The sequence below is a fragment of the Symbioplanes lichenis genome (assembly GCF_030709675.1).
Taxonomy (GTDB): Bacteria; Actinomycetota; Actinomycetes; order Mycobacteriales; family Micromonosporaceae; genus Actinoplanes; species Actinoplanes lichenis.
Map to the genome: position 1 here is coordinate 82,189 of NZ_JAUZQD010000007.1, position 14,089 is coordinate 96,277.

The 14,089-nt window shown below is 71.5% G+C and carries 17 protein-coding genes; 8 read left to right on the plus strand and 9 right to left on the minus strand.

What is annotated here, in order from left to right; translation table 11 throughout:
- The first annotated feature begins 16 nt into the window (after positions 1-16).
- Positions 17-958 (plus strand): zinc-dependent alcohol dehydrogenase family protein, encoded by a 942-nt coding sequence (locus RAN62_RS17955; RefSeq protein ID WP_305785825.1) that lies wholly within the window; start codon positions 17-19, stop codon positions 956-958.
- A gap of 106 nt (positions 959-1,064) precedes the next feature.
- Here the strand turns inward: RAN62_RS17955 and RAN62_RS17960 are convergent, their stop codons facing one another.
- From RAN62_RS17960 to RAN62_RS17970, 3 genes are all read right to left on the minus strand, one after another.
- Positions 1,065-1,214, minus strand: a complete 150-nt coding sequence (locus tag RAN62_RS17960) for a hypothetical protein (RefSeq protein WP_305785826.1) — start codon at positions 1,212-1,214, stop codon at positions 1,065-1,067.
- A gap of 204 nt (positions 1,215-1,418) precedes the next feature.
- Positions 1,419-2,120 carry a DUF3800 domain-containing protein gene (locus RAN62_RS17965; protein WP_305785827.1) on the minus strand — a complete coding sequence of 234 codons (702 nt, stop codon included), beginning with the start codon at positions 2,118-2,120 and terminating at the stop codon, positions 1,419-1,421.
- A 51-nt stretch (positions 2,121-2,171) separates the two neighbouring features.
- A complete protein-coding gene (locus tag RAN62_RS17970; protein WP_305785828.1) occupies positions 2,172-2,609 on the minus strand; it encodes a MerR family transcriptional regulator in 438 nt (145 codons plus the stop codon).
- Between the two features lie 58 nt (positions 2,610-2,667).
- Here RAN62_RS17970 and RAN62_RS17975 point away from each other — a divergent pair, with 58 nt between their 5' ends.
- The gene (locus RAN62_RS17975) at positions 2,668-3,495 is read left to right on the plus strand and encodes an SDR family oxidoreductase (protein WP_305785829.1); all 828 of its coding nucleotides are present in this window, start codon (positions 2,668-2,670) and stop codon (positions 3,493-3,495) included.
- Between the two features lie 63 nt (positions 3,496-3,558).
- Complete coding sequence (locus RAN62_RS17980) at positions 3,559-4,845, plus strand: APC family permease (protein WP_305785830.1); 1,287 nt, start codon at positions 3,559-3,561, stop codon at positions 4,843-4,845.
- Here RAN62_RS17980 and RAN62_RS17985 read toward each other — a convergent pair.
- Positions 4,802-5,293: a hypothetical protein gene (locus tag RAN62_RS17985; protein WP_305785831.1), complete on the minus strand. Its 492-nt coding sequence runs from the start codon at positions 5,291-5,293 to the stop codon at positions 4,802-4,804. The genes RAN62_RS17980 and RAN62_RS17985 overlap by 44 nt on opposite strands.
- 71 nt (positions 5,294-5,364) lie before the next feature.
- On the minus strand, positions 5,365-5,937 hold the full coding sequence (locus RAN62_RS17990; RefSeq protein WP_305785832.1) for a TetR/AcrR family transcriptional regulator: 573 nt from the start codon (positions 5,935-5,937) through the stop codon (positions 5,365-5,367).
- Between the two features lie 82 nt (positions 5,938-6,019).
- On the opposite strand from RAN62_RS17990, the gene RAN62_RS17995 reads away from it, so the two are divergent.
- Positions 6,020-7,222 (plus strand): MFS transporter, encoded by a 1,203-nt coding sequence (locus RAN62_RS17995; RefSeq protein WP_305785833.1) that lies wholly within the window; start codon positions 6,020-6,022, stop codon positions 7,220-7,222.
- A 97-nt stretch (positions 7,223-7,319) separates the two neighbouring features.
- Positions 7,320-8,879 carry an alpha/beta hydrolase gene (locus RAN62_RS18000; protein ID WP_305785834.1) on the plus strand — a complete coding sequence of 520 codons (1,560 nt, stop codon included), beginning with the start codon at positions 7,320-7,322 and terminating at the stop codon, positions 8,877-8,879.
- Between the two features lie 55 nt (positions 8,880-8,934).
- Here the strand turns inward: RAN62_RS18000 and RAN62_RS18005 are convergent, their stop codons facing one another.
- Genes RAN62_RS18005 through RAN62_RS18015 form a run of 3 tightly spaced genes read right to left on the minus strand, consistent with a single transcriptional unit; the run spans position 8,935 to position 10,385 of the window.
- The gene (locus RAN62_RS18005; protein ID WP_305785835.1) at positions 8,935-9,267 is read right to left on the minus strand and encodes a type II toxin-antitoxin system PemK/MazF family toxin; all 333 of its coding nucleotides are present in this window, start codon (positions 9,265-9,267) and stop codon (positions 8,935-8,937) included.
- Positions 9,264-9,656 carry a hypothetical protein gene (locus RAN62_RS18010; RefSeq protein WP_305785836.1) on the minus strand — a complete coding sequence of 131 codons (393 nt, stop codon included), beginning with the start codon at positions 9,654-9,656 and terminating at the stop codon, positions 9,264-9,266. The genes RAN62_RS18005 and RAN62_RS18010 overlap by 4 nt, the downstream gene beginning before the upstream one ends.
- A gap of 33 nt (positions 9,657-9,689) precedes the next feature.
- Positions 9,690-10,385 carry an NAD(+)/NADH kinase gene (locus RAN62_RS18015; protein WP_305785837.1) on the minus strand — a complete coding sequence of 232 codons (696 nt, stop codon included), beginning with the start codon at positions 10,383-10,385 and terminating at the stop codon, positions 9,690-9,692.
- Positions 10,386-10,737: 352 nt separating this feature from the next.
- Here RAN62_RS18015 and RAN62_RS18020 point away from each other — a divergent pair, with 352 nt between their 5' ends.
- The 3 genes from RAN62_RS18020 to RAN62_RS18030 all read left to right on the plus strand — a co-directional run bounded on the left by RAN62_RS18020 (position 10,738) and on the right by RAN62_RS18030 (position 13,093).
- Positions 10,738-11,325 carry a TMEM165/GDT1 family protein gene (locus RAN62_RS18020; RefSeq protein ID WP_305785838.1) on the plus strand — a complete coding sequence of 196 codons (588 nt, stop codon included), beginning with the start codon at positions 10,738-10,740 and terminating at the stop codon, positions 11,323-11,325.
- Positions 11,326-11,339: 14 nt separating this feature from the next.
- A complete protein-coding gene (locus tag RAN62_RS18025; protein ID WP_305785839.1) occupies positions 11,340-12,296 on the plus strand; it encodes a cyclase family protein in 957 nt (318 codons plus the stop codon).
- A gap of 83 nt (positions 12,297-12,379) precedes the next feature.
- Entirely contained in the window at positions 12,380-13,093 is a 714-nt protein-coding gene (locus tag RAN62_RS18030) for a tetratricopeptide repeat protein (RefSeq protein ID WP_305785840.1), read from the plus strand.
- Here RAN62_RS18030 and RAN62_RS18035 read toward each other — a convergent pair.
- Complete coding sequence (locus RAN62_RS18035; protein ID WP_305785841.1) at positions 12,990-14,063, minus strand: lysylphosphatidylglycerol synthase transmembrane domain-containing protein; 1,074 nt, start codon at positions 14,061-14,063, stop codon at positions 12,990-12,992. The genes RAN62_RS18030 and RAN62_RS18035 overlap by 104 nt on opposite strands.
- Between the last annotated feature and the right edge of the window lie 26 nt (positions 14,064-14,089).

Genomic DNA, 14,089 nt, shown 5'->3' on the forward strand with positions numbered 1-14,089 from the left:
GCTTTCGATCGAGAGCGTGCCGGACCCGGCCCCCGGCCCCACGGACGTCGTGGTCAAGCCGGCCGCGGTCGGCATCTGCGGCACCGATCTGCACATCATGGACGGCGAGTTCGCGCCCGCCTTCCCGATCGTCCCCGGCCACGAGTTCGCCGGCGAGATCGTGGAGGTCGGCGCGGCCGTCACGGACTACCGGGTCGGCGACCAGGTCGCGGTCGACCCGTCGCTCTACTGCGGCTACTGCTACCAGTGCAAGCGCGCCCGCGGCAACCAGTGTGAGAACTGGGGAGCGATCGGCGTCACGCGCTCGGGTGCCGCAGCTTCCTTCGTTGCGGCCCCGATGGCCAATCTCTACGCCCTCCCGCCCGGCCTCGAGGCGCGCGACGCGGCCCTCATCGAGCCGCTCTCCTGCGCGATCCGCGGCTTCGACGTCCTCCCGCGCCGCATGGCCGACACGTTCCTGATCTACGGCTCCGGCACGATGGGCCTGATGATGCTGGAACTGGCCAAGCGTGCCGGCGCCGCCACGGTCTCCGTCGTCGACCTCAACGCCTCCCGCCTGGAAACCGCCCGCCAGTTGGGTTGCACCGCCGCCGTCACAAACGCCGGCGAGCTGGACGCCCCGCGCGGCTTCGACGTGGTCGTCGACTGCACCGGCGTCCCGGCCGCCATCCGCGACGGTCTCTCCCGCGTCGCCCGGGGCGGCACGTTCCTCCAGTTCGGGGTGGCCGCCTACGACGCCCGGGTCGAGATCGAGCCCTACGAGATCTACCGCCGCGAGATCACCATCACCGGCTCGATGGCCGTCCTCCACAGCTTCGACCGCGCCGGCGACATGCTGGCCGCCGGCGTCCTCGACCCGGAGGTCTTCATCAGCCACCGCCGTCCCCTCGACGACTACGCCGCCGCCCTGGCCGACTTCCGCGCCGGCGTCGGCCGCAAGACCGTCATCGAGCCCTGAGCATCCCGGCGGCCCGCGTCCGCACCAGCCACCGCAGAGGATCGAAGGCGTCAGAGTCGGGTGGCGGCGCGGATGAGCCCGGCGGGCGGGACGTGCTGTGCGGGGTTCAGGCGATGACCGTGGTCACGCGGCGGGCGGCGGCGTCGACCGCGTCCAGGGCGGCCCGGCCCTCACGCAGGAGCACCGTGCCGGCCTCGGTCAGGGCGACCGCGCGGCTCGTACGCTCCACCAGCTGGGGTGCCGAGGCGACGCTCAAGCTGCTGGATCGCGCGGGACAGCGGGAGTGGCTTCGTTGGTGCATGTGGGGTGCGCGGGGCTACACTCGTACCCAGGAAGCCACGGTTTCCGAACCAGCCTTGGGCCCCGCCGAGTGCGGGGCCTTTGTGCGTCCGGATCAGGAACGCGCCGAACCAGGAACGCGTGTGAACCAGGACGCGTCCGGATCAGAGACGCGGATGGCTCAGGACTGCGGGTACCAGCACAGCCGATGCACGATGAGCGGCTCGATGCGTGCCCACAGCGCCTGATTCGCGCGCTTGGCCCGCTCGTCGCTCTCGGTGTGCGTCTCGATGCGGCGGTACAGGAAAGTCACCAGGTCGATGGCCTGGATGAGCCGCGAAGCGTCGGACGGGGCGAAGTGCAACGTGTCGACGACTTGTGTCAGCCGGCGGGATCTGTAGCCGCCTGTCCGGTGCTTGCGATAGTGCGCGACGTCCTGGCGGTGGACCGACTGCTCCCCGACCTCGTCGGCTATCGCCAGGACATGCTGATTCTGTGATCGGCAATAGTCGTCGATCCGTTCGAGCAGGTGCCCGAGCACCACGGTGTGCGGCGGCTTCACGACGGCGTAGCGTTGGCGCTGACCCGCGGAATCCATGCCCCGGAGGATCAGCGCGTTGCCGTGATCCGCAATGGCTTGGAAGGCTCGGTTGTACACACCGATGCGGGCCCGGGGAGGGACGCCGCGCCACCACCCTTCGCCCTGGAAGAGCTCATAACCGTGCAGTTCGGCATCCTCAGCCACGCCATGAGCAGCAACCGCCTTCTCGACGATCTCGTCCAAGGCCTTGCTGAGGGCCTGCGCCCCGGCGCCGTCACACAGCAGGGCAGCCATGAAATACCAGTCTTTGCTGTACGACTCATCGAGATAAGCGAGCAACACGGCGAAAGATTAGTACCCATCCCGCGTCACGCCATTTCGATCGGTTTCTCCTCAGCCGTTTGCTGACTCGTCGCATTCGGGGCCGTTGCGCCACAGGGTTTCGGCGGTGCCGGCGGCCATGCGGCGGGCGTAGAAGTCGACCTTGTGGTCGATGACGTCGAGGGCCGACTGGAGCTCGGCCACTTGTGCTCGCACCCGCTCCTGGTGGGCGCGCAGCAGGTCGAAGCGGGCCTGCACGGTCTGCGGCCCCTCGCGGAAGAGCTCGACGTAGCGGCGGATGTCGGGCAGCGGCATGCCGGAGGAGCGGAGCTTGGTGCAGACGCGGAGCCACTCGACATCCTGCTCGGTGAAGAGGCGCCGGCCCGCGGAGTCGCGCTCGACCGGGTCGACGAGGAGTTGCTCCTGCTCGTAGAAGCGGAGCGTGTGGGTGGTCAGCCCGGTGCGCTCGCTGACTTCTCCGATGCTGAGCCGCGGCGTGGTCGTGGTCATGAGACCCAAGACTACGAGCTTGACTTCGAGTCGGCTCGAACTCCTAACGTGCGGCGACATGACGAAGAGCTGGTTCATCACGGGTACGTCGTCGGGCTTCGGGCGCATCATGACCGAGCGGTTGCTGGAGCGCGGCGACCGCGTCGCGGCGACCGTGCGGCGGCCCGAGGTGCTCGACGACCTGCGGGACAAGTACGGCGACCGGCTGTGGGTCGCTCGGCTGGACGTGACCGACGCCACGGCCGTGCACCGGGTCGTGGGTGAGGCGTTCGCGGCGTTCGGGACGATCGACGTGGTGGTCAACAACGCCGGGTACGGGGTGTTCGCGGCGGTGGAGGAGGCGACGGACGAGCAGGTGCGGCAGGTGGTCGAGACCAATCTGCTCGGCTCGATCTGGGTGATCCGGGCCGCCCTGCCGCATCTGCGCGCCCAGCACGGGGGCCGCATCCTGCAGGTGTCGACGGCGGGCGGGCAGACGACCTATCCGAACTTCGGGTACTACCACGCCTCGAAGTGGGGGATCGAGGGCTTCTGCGAGACGGTCGCCCAGGAGATCGCGCCGTTCGGGATCGGGCTGACCATCGCCGAGCCGGGGGCCTCGGCGACCGGGTTCGGGCCCGGCCTGGCGACGGCGCCGATCATGCCGGAGTACGACGCCACGCCCGCCGGGGACGTGCGGCGGGCGCTCGCCGACGGGTCGTTCCCGCTGGTCAACGATCCGGAGAAGATCGCGGCGGCGATGATCGGGATCGCCGACGGGCCGGAGGCGCCGCTGCGGGTGCCGCTGGGCGAGGACACCTTCCGGGATGTGCGCGCCTCGCTCGTCGCCCGGCTGGAGAACCATGACGCCCACCGCGCCATCGCCCACTCCGTGCCAATTAATTAACCATAGGTGTCCAATCGATCACGAGCGGTTGCCTAACGGCGGCGGACGGGTCTCAATGGAGCGATGTCCGCGCCGATCAATGGGCTGGCCCTGACCGTCGCCGCCGTGGCCGTGGCAAGTCCGCAGGCCACGGCGAGAGAACCCGTCATCGTCGCCGCGGCCGGGCTTCTGCTGCTGGTCTTCGCGTCGGCCTGCACCGGCCTGGTGCGCCGCGTCCCCGATGCCGGTGGGCTCTACGCGCCGATCGCGCAGGGGCTGGGCCGCCCGGCCGGGCTCGGGGCGGCGTGGCTCGCGCTCGCTGCCTACCACTCCGTCCAGGCCGGCCTGTACGGCATGACGGGCGCCGTGGCAGCCCCGCTGCTCGACGCGCCGTGGTGGGCGGTGGCGAGCGCCTGCTGGCTGGTCGTCACGATCGCCGGCCAGGTGCCCGTACGCGTCGCCGTGGTCCTGATCGTCCTGGCGGTCCTGGGCCAGGTTGTCGTCATCGCCCTCCGGGCCACGATGGACATCGGCGGCGCCGGCGTGACGGTCGACCGGGCCGCCCTCGGGACGATGCTGCTCGCCGGGGTGCTCGCCTTCACCGGCTTCGAGACCACCGCGGCGTTCGGCCGGGGATCAAGCGGCGCAGTCCTGCTCCTCATCGTGCTGTTCGGCGCCCTGAGTCTGGGCACCGGCCCGCTTCCGGCGTGGGCGGTCGTCCCGGCCGGCTGGACGACCGTGGCCGGGCTGACGGCCGGCGCGCTCGCCCTGCAGCTGACCGTCGCCCGCTACCTGGCGGCGCTCGGGCGCGAGCACGTCTTCCCGGCCGGCCTGACCCGCCCGCGGGCCGGGGCCCTGACGCAGAGTGTGGCGGCGGGGCTGATCCTCGGCGCGTTCGTTGCCCTCCGGATCGACCCGGCGGGCGGCTGGGCGGCGCGGCTCGCTCTCACGGGCAGCCTGGGTGTGCTGCTCCTGCTCCTGGGTGCGGCCCTCGCGGCCCTGTTCCTGCTCAATCGCCGCCCGGCCGGGGAGGGGCTGTGGCGCCGGCTGGTCGCGCCGGTCGTCGCGGTGGTCGGGCTCGGGACGCTGGTGTGGCTCGCGTACGTGCACCACGGCTATCTCCTGGCGGCCGCCTCGGCCCCGATCCTCGTCGGCCTCGCGCACGCCCTCGCGCTGCGGATCACGCAGCCCGTCGTCTATGCCGGGGTGGGACTGGGCGGCCGGGTGGTCGTGGTGGCGCCCGACCCGGCCCAGCTGGAGGCGCCGCGACCGAGGGCGGCGATCGGCCCGGGTGCGCACCGCCCCGAAAGGGTCCGGCGCCGGGAACTCATCGGCCCGGTGGCTCGCCGAAGAACTCCTGGATCTGGCTGAGCGCCCCCTCGTCCGGCATCGGGCGGCAGGTCACCTCGATCTCGGCGGCCTGTTCCGGCGGCTCGGACAACGGCGGCAGCGGCGGCAGCGGACCGAGCCCGAGCACCTGCCGGATCACCTCGAACATGCCGGTCACCTCGCGGGCCGCGAGCGGGAGAAGATCGGCGTCCTCGGGGGCCGCGCAGGTGAAGTTGGCCCGGATCGCCCCGGGGACCGTACGGATATCGGCGCTGGGCCGCAGCAGGTCAGGGTGCCCTTCCGCGACGATGCCCAGCTCGCACAGGGGCACGCCGGAGGCCTCCCACCAGCGCTGCCAGCCGGGGTCGTCGTCCAGGGTCGTCGCCACGTGCTGCAACGCCACCATGTACGCGTGCGGGGGGCGGCCCTCGATCGCCGTCGTCCCCAGGTGGGGCTGCAGCCAGCAGGAATGTCGGCCGAGCAGATCCATCACGGCATGGTGACATCCCGGGCATTCCCGGCGGTTTTGCCACGGCGGGCGCGATCGGGTGGTCGCGCGGGTTACGGCAGGAGGGTCGCGGCGATCGAGCGGGCGGTGAACACCGGGCCGGGGCCCTGCTCCATGCGGGTGCCGTAGAGGGCGCCGCTGTAGAGCACGACCAACTGGGCGGCCAGCGCGCCGGGATCGGCGGCGCCGGCGTCGCGGGCGAGCCGGGTGAAGAGCTCGCGGGTCCAGCGCCGGCCGACCGCCACGGCCTCGGCCGGCTCGCCGTCGCGGGCGCCCTCGGCCACCGCGTTGTAGAACGCGCACCCGCGGAACCCGGGCCCGGCGGCCTGCTCGGCCAGCAGGTCGAAGACGCCCAGCACCTTGTCGCGGGGGGTGTCGTAGCGCTCCAGCCCGGCGGTGATCCGGCGGCGGCGCTTCTGGTCGTAGTCCTCGATGTAGGCCTTGACCAGGCCTTCCTTGTTGCCGAAGCAGCTGTAGAGCGACGCCTTGGCCACGCCGGCGTGCTCGATGACCCGGTCGATGCCGACCGTGTGCACGCCCTCGGCGTAGAAGAGCTCGCCGGCGGAGGCGAGGAGGCGGTCCCGGGCGGTCGGCTTGCGCCCGGTGACGGGTGATGCAGCGGACATGCGGTTGACGATAGCAGACAGATCTGTCTAGTGTCGGGTCCGCTAGACAGACCTGTCTGTTCGGGGAACCGGGAGAAGAAAGATGACCACCACCCTCGCCGTACGCCAAAGATCGCGGCTCTCGCATCCGGTGGCGTTCGTGGCCATCGCCGTGATCTTCCTGACCTTCACCGCGGCCAGCAGCGCGCCGTCCCCGCTCTATGTCGTCTACCAGGAGCTCTGGGGCTTCTCCGCGGTCACGCTGACCGTGATCTTCGCCGTCTACGTGGTCGGCCTGATCGGCTCGCTGCTCGTGCTCGGCGCCCTCTCCGACCACGTCGGCCGGCGCCCGGTGATGGCCGCGGCGGTCGTGCTCGAGGTGGCCGCGCTGATCGTCTTCGTGACCGCGGGCAACGTGACCATGCTGCTGGTCGCCCGGTTCGTGCAGGGCGTCGCGACCGGCATGGCCTTCACCACGCTCGGCGCCGCGCTGGTCGACCTCAACCCGCCGCACGCCCCGGGCCGGGCCGGCCTGCTCAACAGCCTGGTCCCGCCGATCGGCCTCTCCGTCGGCTCGCTGGGCGCGGGCGCGCTCGTGCAGTTCGCCCCCGGCCCGACCCATCTGGTCTGGGCGATCCTGCTCGCGGCCATGGTCGTCGCCGCGGCCATCGTGCTGCTGATGCCCGAGACCTCCGCCCGGCGCCCCGGCGGCGTGGCGTCGCTGCTGCCCAAGCTCGGGGTGCCGCAGCGGCTGCGGGTGGACTTCTTCGCGATCATCCCGATCATCCTGGCCAGCTGGGCGCTCGCCGGGCTCTACATGTCGCTCGGGCCGTCCATCGCTGTCGGCGTCTTCGGCCTGCACAGTCACCTGGTCGGCGGGCTCGTGGTGGCCCTGCTCTGCGGCACCGGAGCCGTGACGGCGTTCAGCCTGCGGGGCTTCCCGACCCCGCGTAACCTGATGATCGCCGGCGTCATGCTGACCGTCGGCACCGCGGTCACCCTGGTCGGCATCGAGACCGAGTCGATCGTCGTGGCGGCTGTGGGCACGGTGCTGGCCGGGATCGGCTTCGGTGCCTCGTCGCTGGCCTCCTTCGGCACGCTGGCGCTGCTGGCCGCCCCGGACGAGCGCGGCGAGCTGTTCGCGGTCGCGCTGACCATCTCGTACGTGGCCTTCAGCATCCCGGCCGTGATCGCCGGCCTGGCCGCCAACACCTTCGACCTGCGCGCCACCGGCCTGGTCTACGGCCTCGTCGTGGTTGCCCTGGGCGGCACCGCGGTGATCCTCCAAAAGGTCCGGAAGGCCTGACAAGACGGCTCTTTCGCGGGAGCGCCCCGGCGTGGACGGCCGCACGACGGTCGCCCCCGTCGCACCATATGGGGCGAAAACCGACGAAGGGCTACTTATGCGAAGAATCCTCGCGACGGGCGTGCTGCTCGGGCTGGTGATGTCCGGCGGGAACGCGGCGGTCGCCGCCCCGAGCGCCGCCCCGGCTGCCGCGAAACCGGCGATCAAGTGGGGTGCCTGCAGTCAGCCCGCCCTCAAGAGCCGGGCGGAGTGCGGCTTCCTCAGCGTCCCGCTCGACCACGCGCGCCCGAAGGGCCCCAAGATCCAGCTCGCGGTCTCCCGGGTCAAGCACACCGTGCCCGAGGCGAAGTACCAGGGCGTGATGCTGGTCAACCCGGGTGGCCCCGGCGGCTCGGGTCTCGCCCTGTCGCCGCTCGGCGGTCAGGTGCCGAACCAGGCCGGAGCCGCGTACGACTGGATCGGTTTCGACCCGCGCGGCGTGGGCGCCAGCCGTCCCGCCCTCAGTTGCGACCCGTCCTACCAGCGCTACGGCCGCCCGCAGTACGTGCCCGCCAGCGCCGCGATCGAGAAGGACTGGCGCAAGCGGGCCGCCAAGTACGCCGCCGCGTGTGACCGGGCCGGGGGAGCGCTGCTCGACCACCTCAAGACCACCGACACCGTGCGCGACATGGATCTGCTGCGCGCCGCGCTCGGCGCCGAGAAGATCAACTTCTACGGCTACTCGTACGGCACCTATCTGGGCCAGGTCTACGCCACGCTCTTCCCGCAGCGGGTGCGCCGCATGGTGCTCGACGGCGTCGTGAACCCCGCGCGCGTCTGGTACGACGCCAACCTCGACCAGGACGTCGCCTTCGACCGCAACATGAAGCGCTACTTCGCGTGGATCGCCAAGAACGACGCGATCTACCACCTCGGGCGTACGGGGCCCGCGGTCGAGAAGATCTTCTACGCCCAGCAGGCGCGGCTCACCCGCAAGCCGGCCGTCGGCGCCTTCGGCGGCAACGAGCTGACCGACGTCTTCCTCCAGGCCGGCTACTACGTGTTCGGCTGGGACATCGTGGCGACGGCGTTCGCGACGCTCGTGCACGACCGGGACCCGGCCGCGCTGCGCAAGCTCTTCGAGGAGGCCAACCCGGGCACGGCCGGATCCGACAACGGGTACGCCGTCTACCTCGCCACCCAGTGCACCGACGTCCAGTGGCCCCTGTCGTGGTCCAAGTGGCGGGCCGACAACTGGCGCGTGCACGCCTCGGCGCCGTTCGAGACGTGGGGCAACGCCTGGTTCAACGCGCCGTGCCTGACGTGGGGTGCGAAGGCGGGCCGGCCGGTGAAGGTCGACGGGCGCCAGGCCCCGCCGATCCTGCTGGTCAGCGAGACCTTCGACGCGGCCACTCCGTACTCCGGGGCCCTGGCCGCCCGGCGGCTCTTCCCGCGCTCGGCCCTGGTCGAGGGGGTCGGCGGCACGACCCACTCCGGCTCGCTCTTCGGCGGCACGTGCGTCGACGGGACGGTCGCCGCCTATCTCGCCACCGGGAAGCTCCCGCGCCGGGTGAAGGCCGACATGTCCGACAAGAAGTGCGCGCCTGTCCCGCAGCCGGCACCGGTCAAGGTGAGCGTCCCGAAGAAGGAGCTCCTCGAGCTGCTCCGCATCCGATAGCCCAGTCCGGCGACCAGGTTCCGCCCCGGCGAGGCGGAACCTGGGGCGGCCGCGATCAGAGGCCGAGGTACGTCCGGACCAGCCCCTCGACGCGAGTGAGTTCGCTCGGCGGATCGAGCCGGCCTCTGTACTTGCGGGCGCGTTGCTTGTCCACGGAGTGGATGTCGGTGACATTGACGAACGACTCGTCGTACATTGCCACGCCGGCTTCGGGCCCGATGCTGATGTACGTCTCCGGCGGCCCCTTGGTTCCAGTGACAAGCAGTACCGCGACCGAGCCGATCTGACTGTTCATCCGGTTGATGCTGAGAACCACTGCGGGGTGCCGGCCGATCGGCGCCGGAAACACGACGTCCCAGACCTCGCCCCGCATCGGCTCTCGGCTCACTCGTCGTCGTCCTCAATCTCGCTGGGATCGAACGGTATGACGCCGGTCGGCAGGGGTGGCGTCTGCCCACCGTAATAAATCCGGACCCCCTCGGCCATGCGGATCTCGGCGGCATGCCGGTGCAACAGCTCCAATGCCGTCCTGACGGCCTCGGTCTTGTTGTCCAGACCCAGCACGGCCATGTCCTCGACCAACTTGGCGCTGAGTTCATGGGTGACCCGTGCCTGCCACACCTCAGAAGCGGATGTTTCTCGCGCCGTGACGGTGGACTCGCTCCCGCGCTGAGGCTTTCCTTTGAGTCCGCTGCCCGTTCTCGGTTCGCTGCGGCTCTTACGCTGTGAGCGCTTGGCCGGCAGTGGTGTGCCCTCGCTCGTGATCCCGGTCGCCATCTGTATACGATCCGTCTACAGGGGGGGTGGACGTCAACCTGTGCGGCCACATCGCGCGGAATACGAGTGCTCAAGACCTCCGCAGAGCTCCGTGACCTCGCGCCTTCGGCAGCCGGTGTCGGCACTGCCAGTGGACGGCCGCCGGGCGAAGATCTGAACCTTTGGGTCGTGGGCGGTATGTGTGGAGCCCAGGGACTTGAACCCCTGATCCCCGGCCGCCGCGCCCCTGTTGCGCACGCTTTCCGGGACCAGCTCCAGCAGCTGGTCCCGGCGCAGCGGGAGGTCGAGCAGGCTCAGTTTGACCTGGCTGCGGGCCTGGTGCAGACCGGCGGCCAGGCGCACCACCCGCCCGGCGTCCTCGCGCATGCGAGTGGTCAGCACGTCACCGGGGCCGAGTTCGGCGGCGGGCGTGCCGTCCACATCGACAGCGACTGGTGCACTGTCTTCCGCCACGGTCAGTTCCACGACGTCGCCGGCGGCCAGCACCACAGCTCGTCCGATGCCCGCCATCGGGGCGACGGGAGTGACGACGCAGACGCCCGCGGACGGTGAGAGAATCGGGCCGCCCGCCGCATAGTTGTAGGCTGTCGACCCGTTCGGGGTGGCGACGATCACCGCGTCGGCCTTGTAGTAGCCGTAGCGCTGGCCATTGACCCGCTCGAGGAACGTCGCTTCGTCGGCCACCTCGGCGCCGGTCACCCGGCTGGCGTCGGACGAGCGGACCAGCACGGTGCCGTCGTGGGCGCCGGCCCACGCCACGAGGGCCGCGACCGAGTCGGCGATCGGCTTGCTGGGTGCACGACCAGGCCGATCGTCTTGACCGCTGTTTCCAGGCTCACAGCGCCCAGACTGGCCATGATCCGGCCCCGTACCTGTAGGCTTGCGGGCGCGAAGGGGAGTAGCTCCCAACGTCGCGGTCGACATGCTGACGCGCCTGTCCGGGCGTCCGGCCGCACGGCCTCGGTCCGCCGGGGCGAGCGAGACCTTCGGCTTGGCACACGTCTCTTGTCACGTGGCCGGGTCGAGGTCGCCCCGCGTCTTCCCCCCGGCCCGCCCTTTGAGCACCGGGAGTTTCTTTTTCATGGACGGCTTCCTCGTCGCCCTCGGCGTCAGCTTCGCCGTGATCTTCGTGGCCGAGCTCGGCGACAAGTCACAGCTCATGGCGCTGACCTTCGCCACCCGCTTCAAGACCCTGCCGGTGCTGATCGGCATCACGGTCGCCACGGCCGTCGTACACCTGGTGTCCGTGGGCGTGGGTTACGGCCTCGGTGTCGCGCTGCCCACCGGCTGGATCTCGCTGATCGCGGCCGTCGCCTTCCTCGCCTTCGGCGCCTGGACCCTGCGCGGCGACAAGCTCACCGACGACGAGAAGACCAAGGCCGAGCGCAGCACCGGCTCGGCGATCCTGGCCGTGGGCGGCGCGTTCTTCCTGGCCGAGCTGGGTGACAAGACCATGCTGGCCACCATCACGCTGGCCACCCAGTACGGCTGGTTCGGCACCTGGCTCGGCTCCACGATCGGCATGGTCGCCGCGGACGCGCTCGCCATCCTGGTGGGCCGGTTGCTCGGCCGCCACCTGCCCGAGAAGGCAATCCGGTACGGCGCCGCCGTCCTCTTCGTTATCTTCGGCGTCTGGCTGCTCGTCGAGGCGATCATCGAGCTCACCTGACCCGGGAGGCAATCGTGGCCCTGCAGTACCGCGCCGAGTTCGACGCCGATGTGACGTTCGAGGCCGGGGGCACCATGCGGGTGCGCGCCTTCAGCGTGGACGTCCCGCACGAGGAGGCCTCGGAGGCCGAGATCGTGGCGTCCTTCGCCGCGGCCTGCCGGCTTCCTCACATCGCCGAGATCACATTGACGGGTGTCCGGGTCTTCGCCGAGCCGCACCTGGACACCCCGGGCGGCCCGTGGGACGGGCGGCACCGGCGCCGCTGGGTCGAGCTCAGCCACGTGATCAGCGAGGGCCTGATCACGTACCCGGGGCTGCCCGCGCCCGTCTTCACGCCGCACCTGACGCGCGCGGACTCCCGGTCGCGCTATGCCGAGGGCACCGAGTTCGCGATGGACCTGATCACGATGCTCGGCAACACCGGCACCTACCTCGACAGCCCCTTCCACCGGTACGCGGACGGCAGCGACCTGGCCGGGATCCCGCTCGAGCGGCTGGCGGACCTGCCGGCCGTGGTCGTCCGGGCGGTGGGCCGGGCCGTCGACGCGCCCGACCTCGACGGCCTGGAGATCGCCGGGCACGCGGTGCTGCTGCACACCGGGGGCGACAAGCACTGGTCCACCCCGGCGTACGCGGAGGACGCCCCCTACCTCACGGAAGCCGGCGCCCGCCTGCTGGTGGAGCGGGGCGCCGCGCTCGTCGGCATCGACGCGATCAACATCGACGACGCCTCGCCGGCCTCGGGCGGCACCCGGCCGGCCCACACGCTGCTCCTGGCCGCCGGGATCCCGGTCGTCGAGCACCTGACCGGCCTGGGGGACCTGCCGCCGACCGGCGCGCGGTTCACGGCGGCGCCGCCCCGGGTCGCGGCGTTCGGCACGTTCCCGGTGCGGGCCTACGCGTCCGTGCCCGACCCCGAGCCGCACGACCACAGCCGGTCCGCCGGGTGGCAGCCTGCCCCGGCCGAGTGATCATCGGGCGGAAATCCTCGGATCGCGGCCCGGCCCGCCGAAGATGACCGGGTGACCTTCATCTTCCGGGCCGGGGTGCGTCCATGAGCAACGTGCAGGCGTCCGCGGCACCGGGTGCTCCGCGGATCGGGTCACCGGGGTTGAGCACGCCCACCGAGATCGGCATCGCCCGGGCCGCCGCGCTGTTCGAGCGGGTCGACCCGGCCGCCGCGGCGCAGCACCTGGAGCCGATCCTCGCCGCCGACCCGCAGAGCGCGGCCGGCTGGATCCTGCTCGCCCGCATCCGGCTCGCGCTGGACGAGGTCGACAAGGCACTCGACGCGGCCAACCGCGCGATCGAGCTGGCGCCCGAGGACCCGCGGCCGCTGGCGATCGCGAGCCGGGCGTTCACCCTGCAGGGCCGGCACGAGGACGCTGTCACCATGGCCTACCGAGCGGTCATCGTCGAGCCGCGGAACCCGCTGTGGCACGACCGGGTGGCCTGGGCGCTGCTCGCCGCCGACCGGCAGTACGCGGACGCCGAGCAGGCCGCCCGTACGGCCGTGGGGCTGGACCCCAACGAGGCGCACTACTACTTCACGCACGGCGTGACGCTCAACGCGCTCGGCCACGTCGACCAGGCGCGGCAGGCGTTCCTCGTGTCGCTGCAGCTGGAGCCGGAGAACCCGGTCGCCCAGCACCGGCTCGCGCTGCTCAACGGCGAGGCAGCCCCGGCCCCGGAGAAGAAGAAGCGGGGCTGGAAGCTGTTCGGGCGGAAGTCCGGGGACCCGGCTCGTCCGGAGGAGTTCCTGCCCTGAGCCGCAGGGCCAGCCACACGAGCCAGCCCAGCCCGATGACGAAGGCCAGGCTGATCAGCCGGTAGAGCACCACGACCGCGACGGCGGAGCTCATGCCCAGGCCGCCGGCGACCAGGCCGAGGATCAGCGCGCCGTCGACCACGCCGAGCCCGCCGGGGACGATCGGCACGCTCGCCGCCGCCATGCCCGCGCAGTAGGCGATCACGAGCTGCACCGGCCGGATCCCCTCCGCGTCCAGGGCGATGCAGCACATCCAGAGACACAACGCGTCGAGCAGCCAGTTCGCCACGGCGAGCAGGCCGGCGTACGCGAAGGAAGCGGGCCGGATCCGCACCGAGCGCAACTGGTCGATCATGCCGGTGAGCTGCGCGTGCCCGGTGTCGGCGGGCCGGCGCCGCCAGCGGTTGACCCGGCGGAGCAGCGCCCGGGCCGGGTTGACCAGCCATTCGGGGTGCCGGGCCAGGAACCGCACCGCGACCGCCACGAGCAGCGCCCCGCCCGCGTAGCCCAGCAGCGTGTGCCAGCTGCCAGTGCTGCGCGTGAGGATGCCGAAGACCGCGCCGATGACGATCAGGGCGCCCGCCGACAGCACCCCGCTCAGCGCGATGCACCAGGACGCGACCGCTGCCGAGGCGCCGAAGCCGCGCAGGTGCTTGAAGCTGTAGGCGGTGGAGAACACCGGGCCGCCGGGCAGGGTCACGCTCAGCGAGTGCGCCGCCCAGGCCAGGGCCACGTGCTTCTTGATGCCCGTCTCGGTGCCGGCCCCGCGGAGCAGGGCGCGCTGCATGCGGGCGTACGTGCCCATGGACGCGATCTCCGCGACCAGCCCGCCGGCGACCCAGTTCCAGTGCGGCGTCCGCAGCTCGTGCAGCGCCCCGGTCAGCGACCCCCAGCCGAGGACGAGCTCCACGACCAGGATCGCGACGACGGCCACGGCCAGCATCGGGCCGCGCCGCCACGAGGAAGCCACCTGAATGATCGTCGCACCAGGTCACG

Coding starts and splice junctions, on each gene's coding strand:
- RAN62_RS17970 (WP_305785828.1), bottom strand. CDS start 2,609: ATGACCACGACCACGCCGCGGCTCAGCATCGGAGAAGTCAGCGAGCGC.
- RAN62_RS18020 (WP_305785838.1), top strand. CDS start 10,738: ATGGACGGCTTCCTCGTCGCCCTCGGCGTCAGCTTCGCCGTGATCTTC.
- RAN62_RS17990 (WP_305785832.1), bottom strand. CDS start 5,937: ATGTCCGCTGCATCACCCGTCACCGGGCGCAAGCCGACCGCCCGGGAC.
- RAN62_RS17985 (WP_305785831.1), bottom strand. CDS start 5,293: ATGGATCTGCTCGGCCGACATTCCTGCTGGCTGCAGCCCCACCTGGGG.
- RAN62_RS18010 (WP_305785836.1), bottom strand. CDS start 9,656: ATGGCGACCGGGATCACGAGCGAGGGCACACCACTGCCGGCCAAGCGC.
- RAN62_RS17995 (WP_305785833.1), top strand. CDS start 6,020: ATGACCACCACCCTCGCCGTACGCCAAAGATCGCGGCTCTCGCATCCG.
- RAN62_RS18030 (WP_305785840.1), top strand. CDS start 12,380: ATGAGCAACGTGCAGGCGTCCGCGGCACCGGGTGCTCCGCGGATCGGG.
- RAN62_RS17975 (WP_305785829.1), top strand. CDS start 2,668: ATGACGAAGAGCTGGTTCATCACGGGTACGTCGTCGGGCTTCGGGCGC.
- RAN62_RS18000 (WP_305785834.1), top strand. CDS start 7,320: ATGCGAAGAATCCTCGCGACGGGCGTGCTGCTCGGGCTGGTGATGTCC.
- RAN62_RS17980 (WP_305785830.1), top strand. CDS start 3,559: ATGTCCGCGCCGATCAATGGGCTGGCCCTGACCGTCGCCGCCGTGGCC.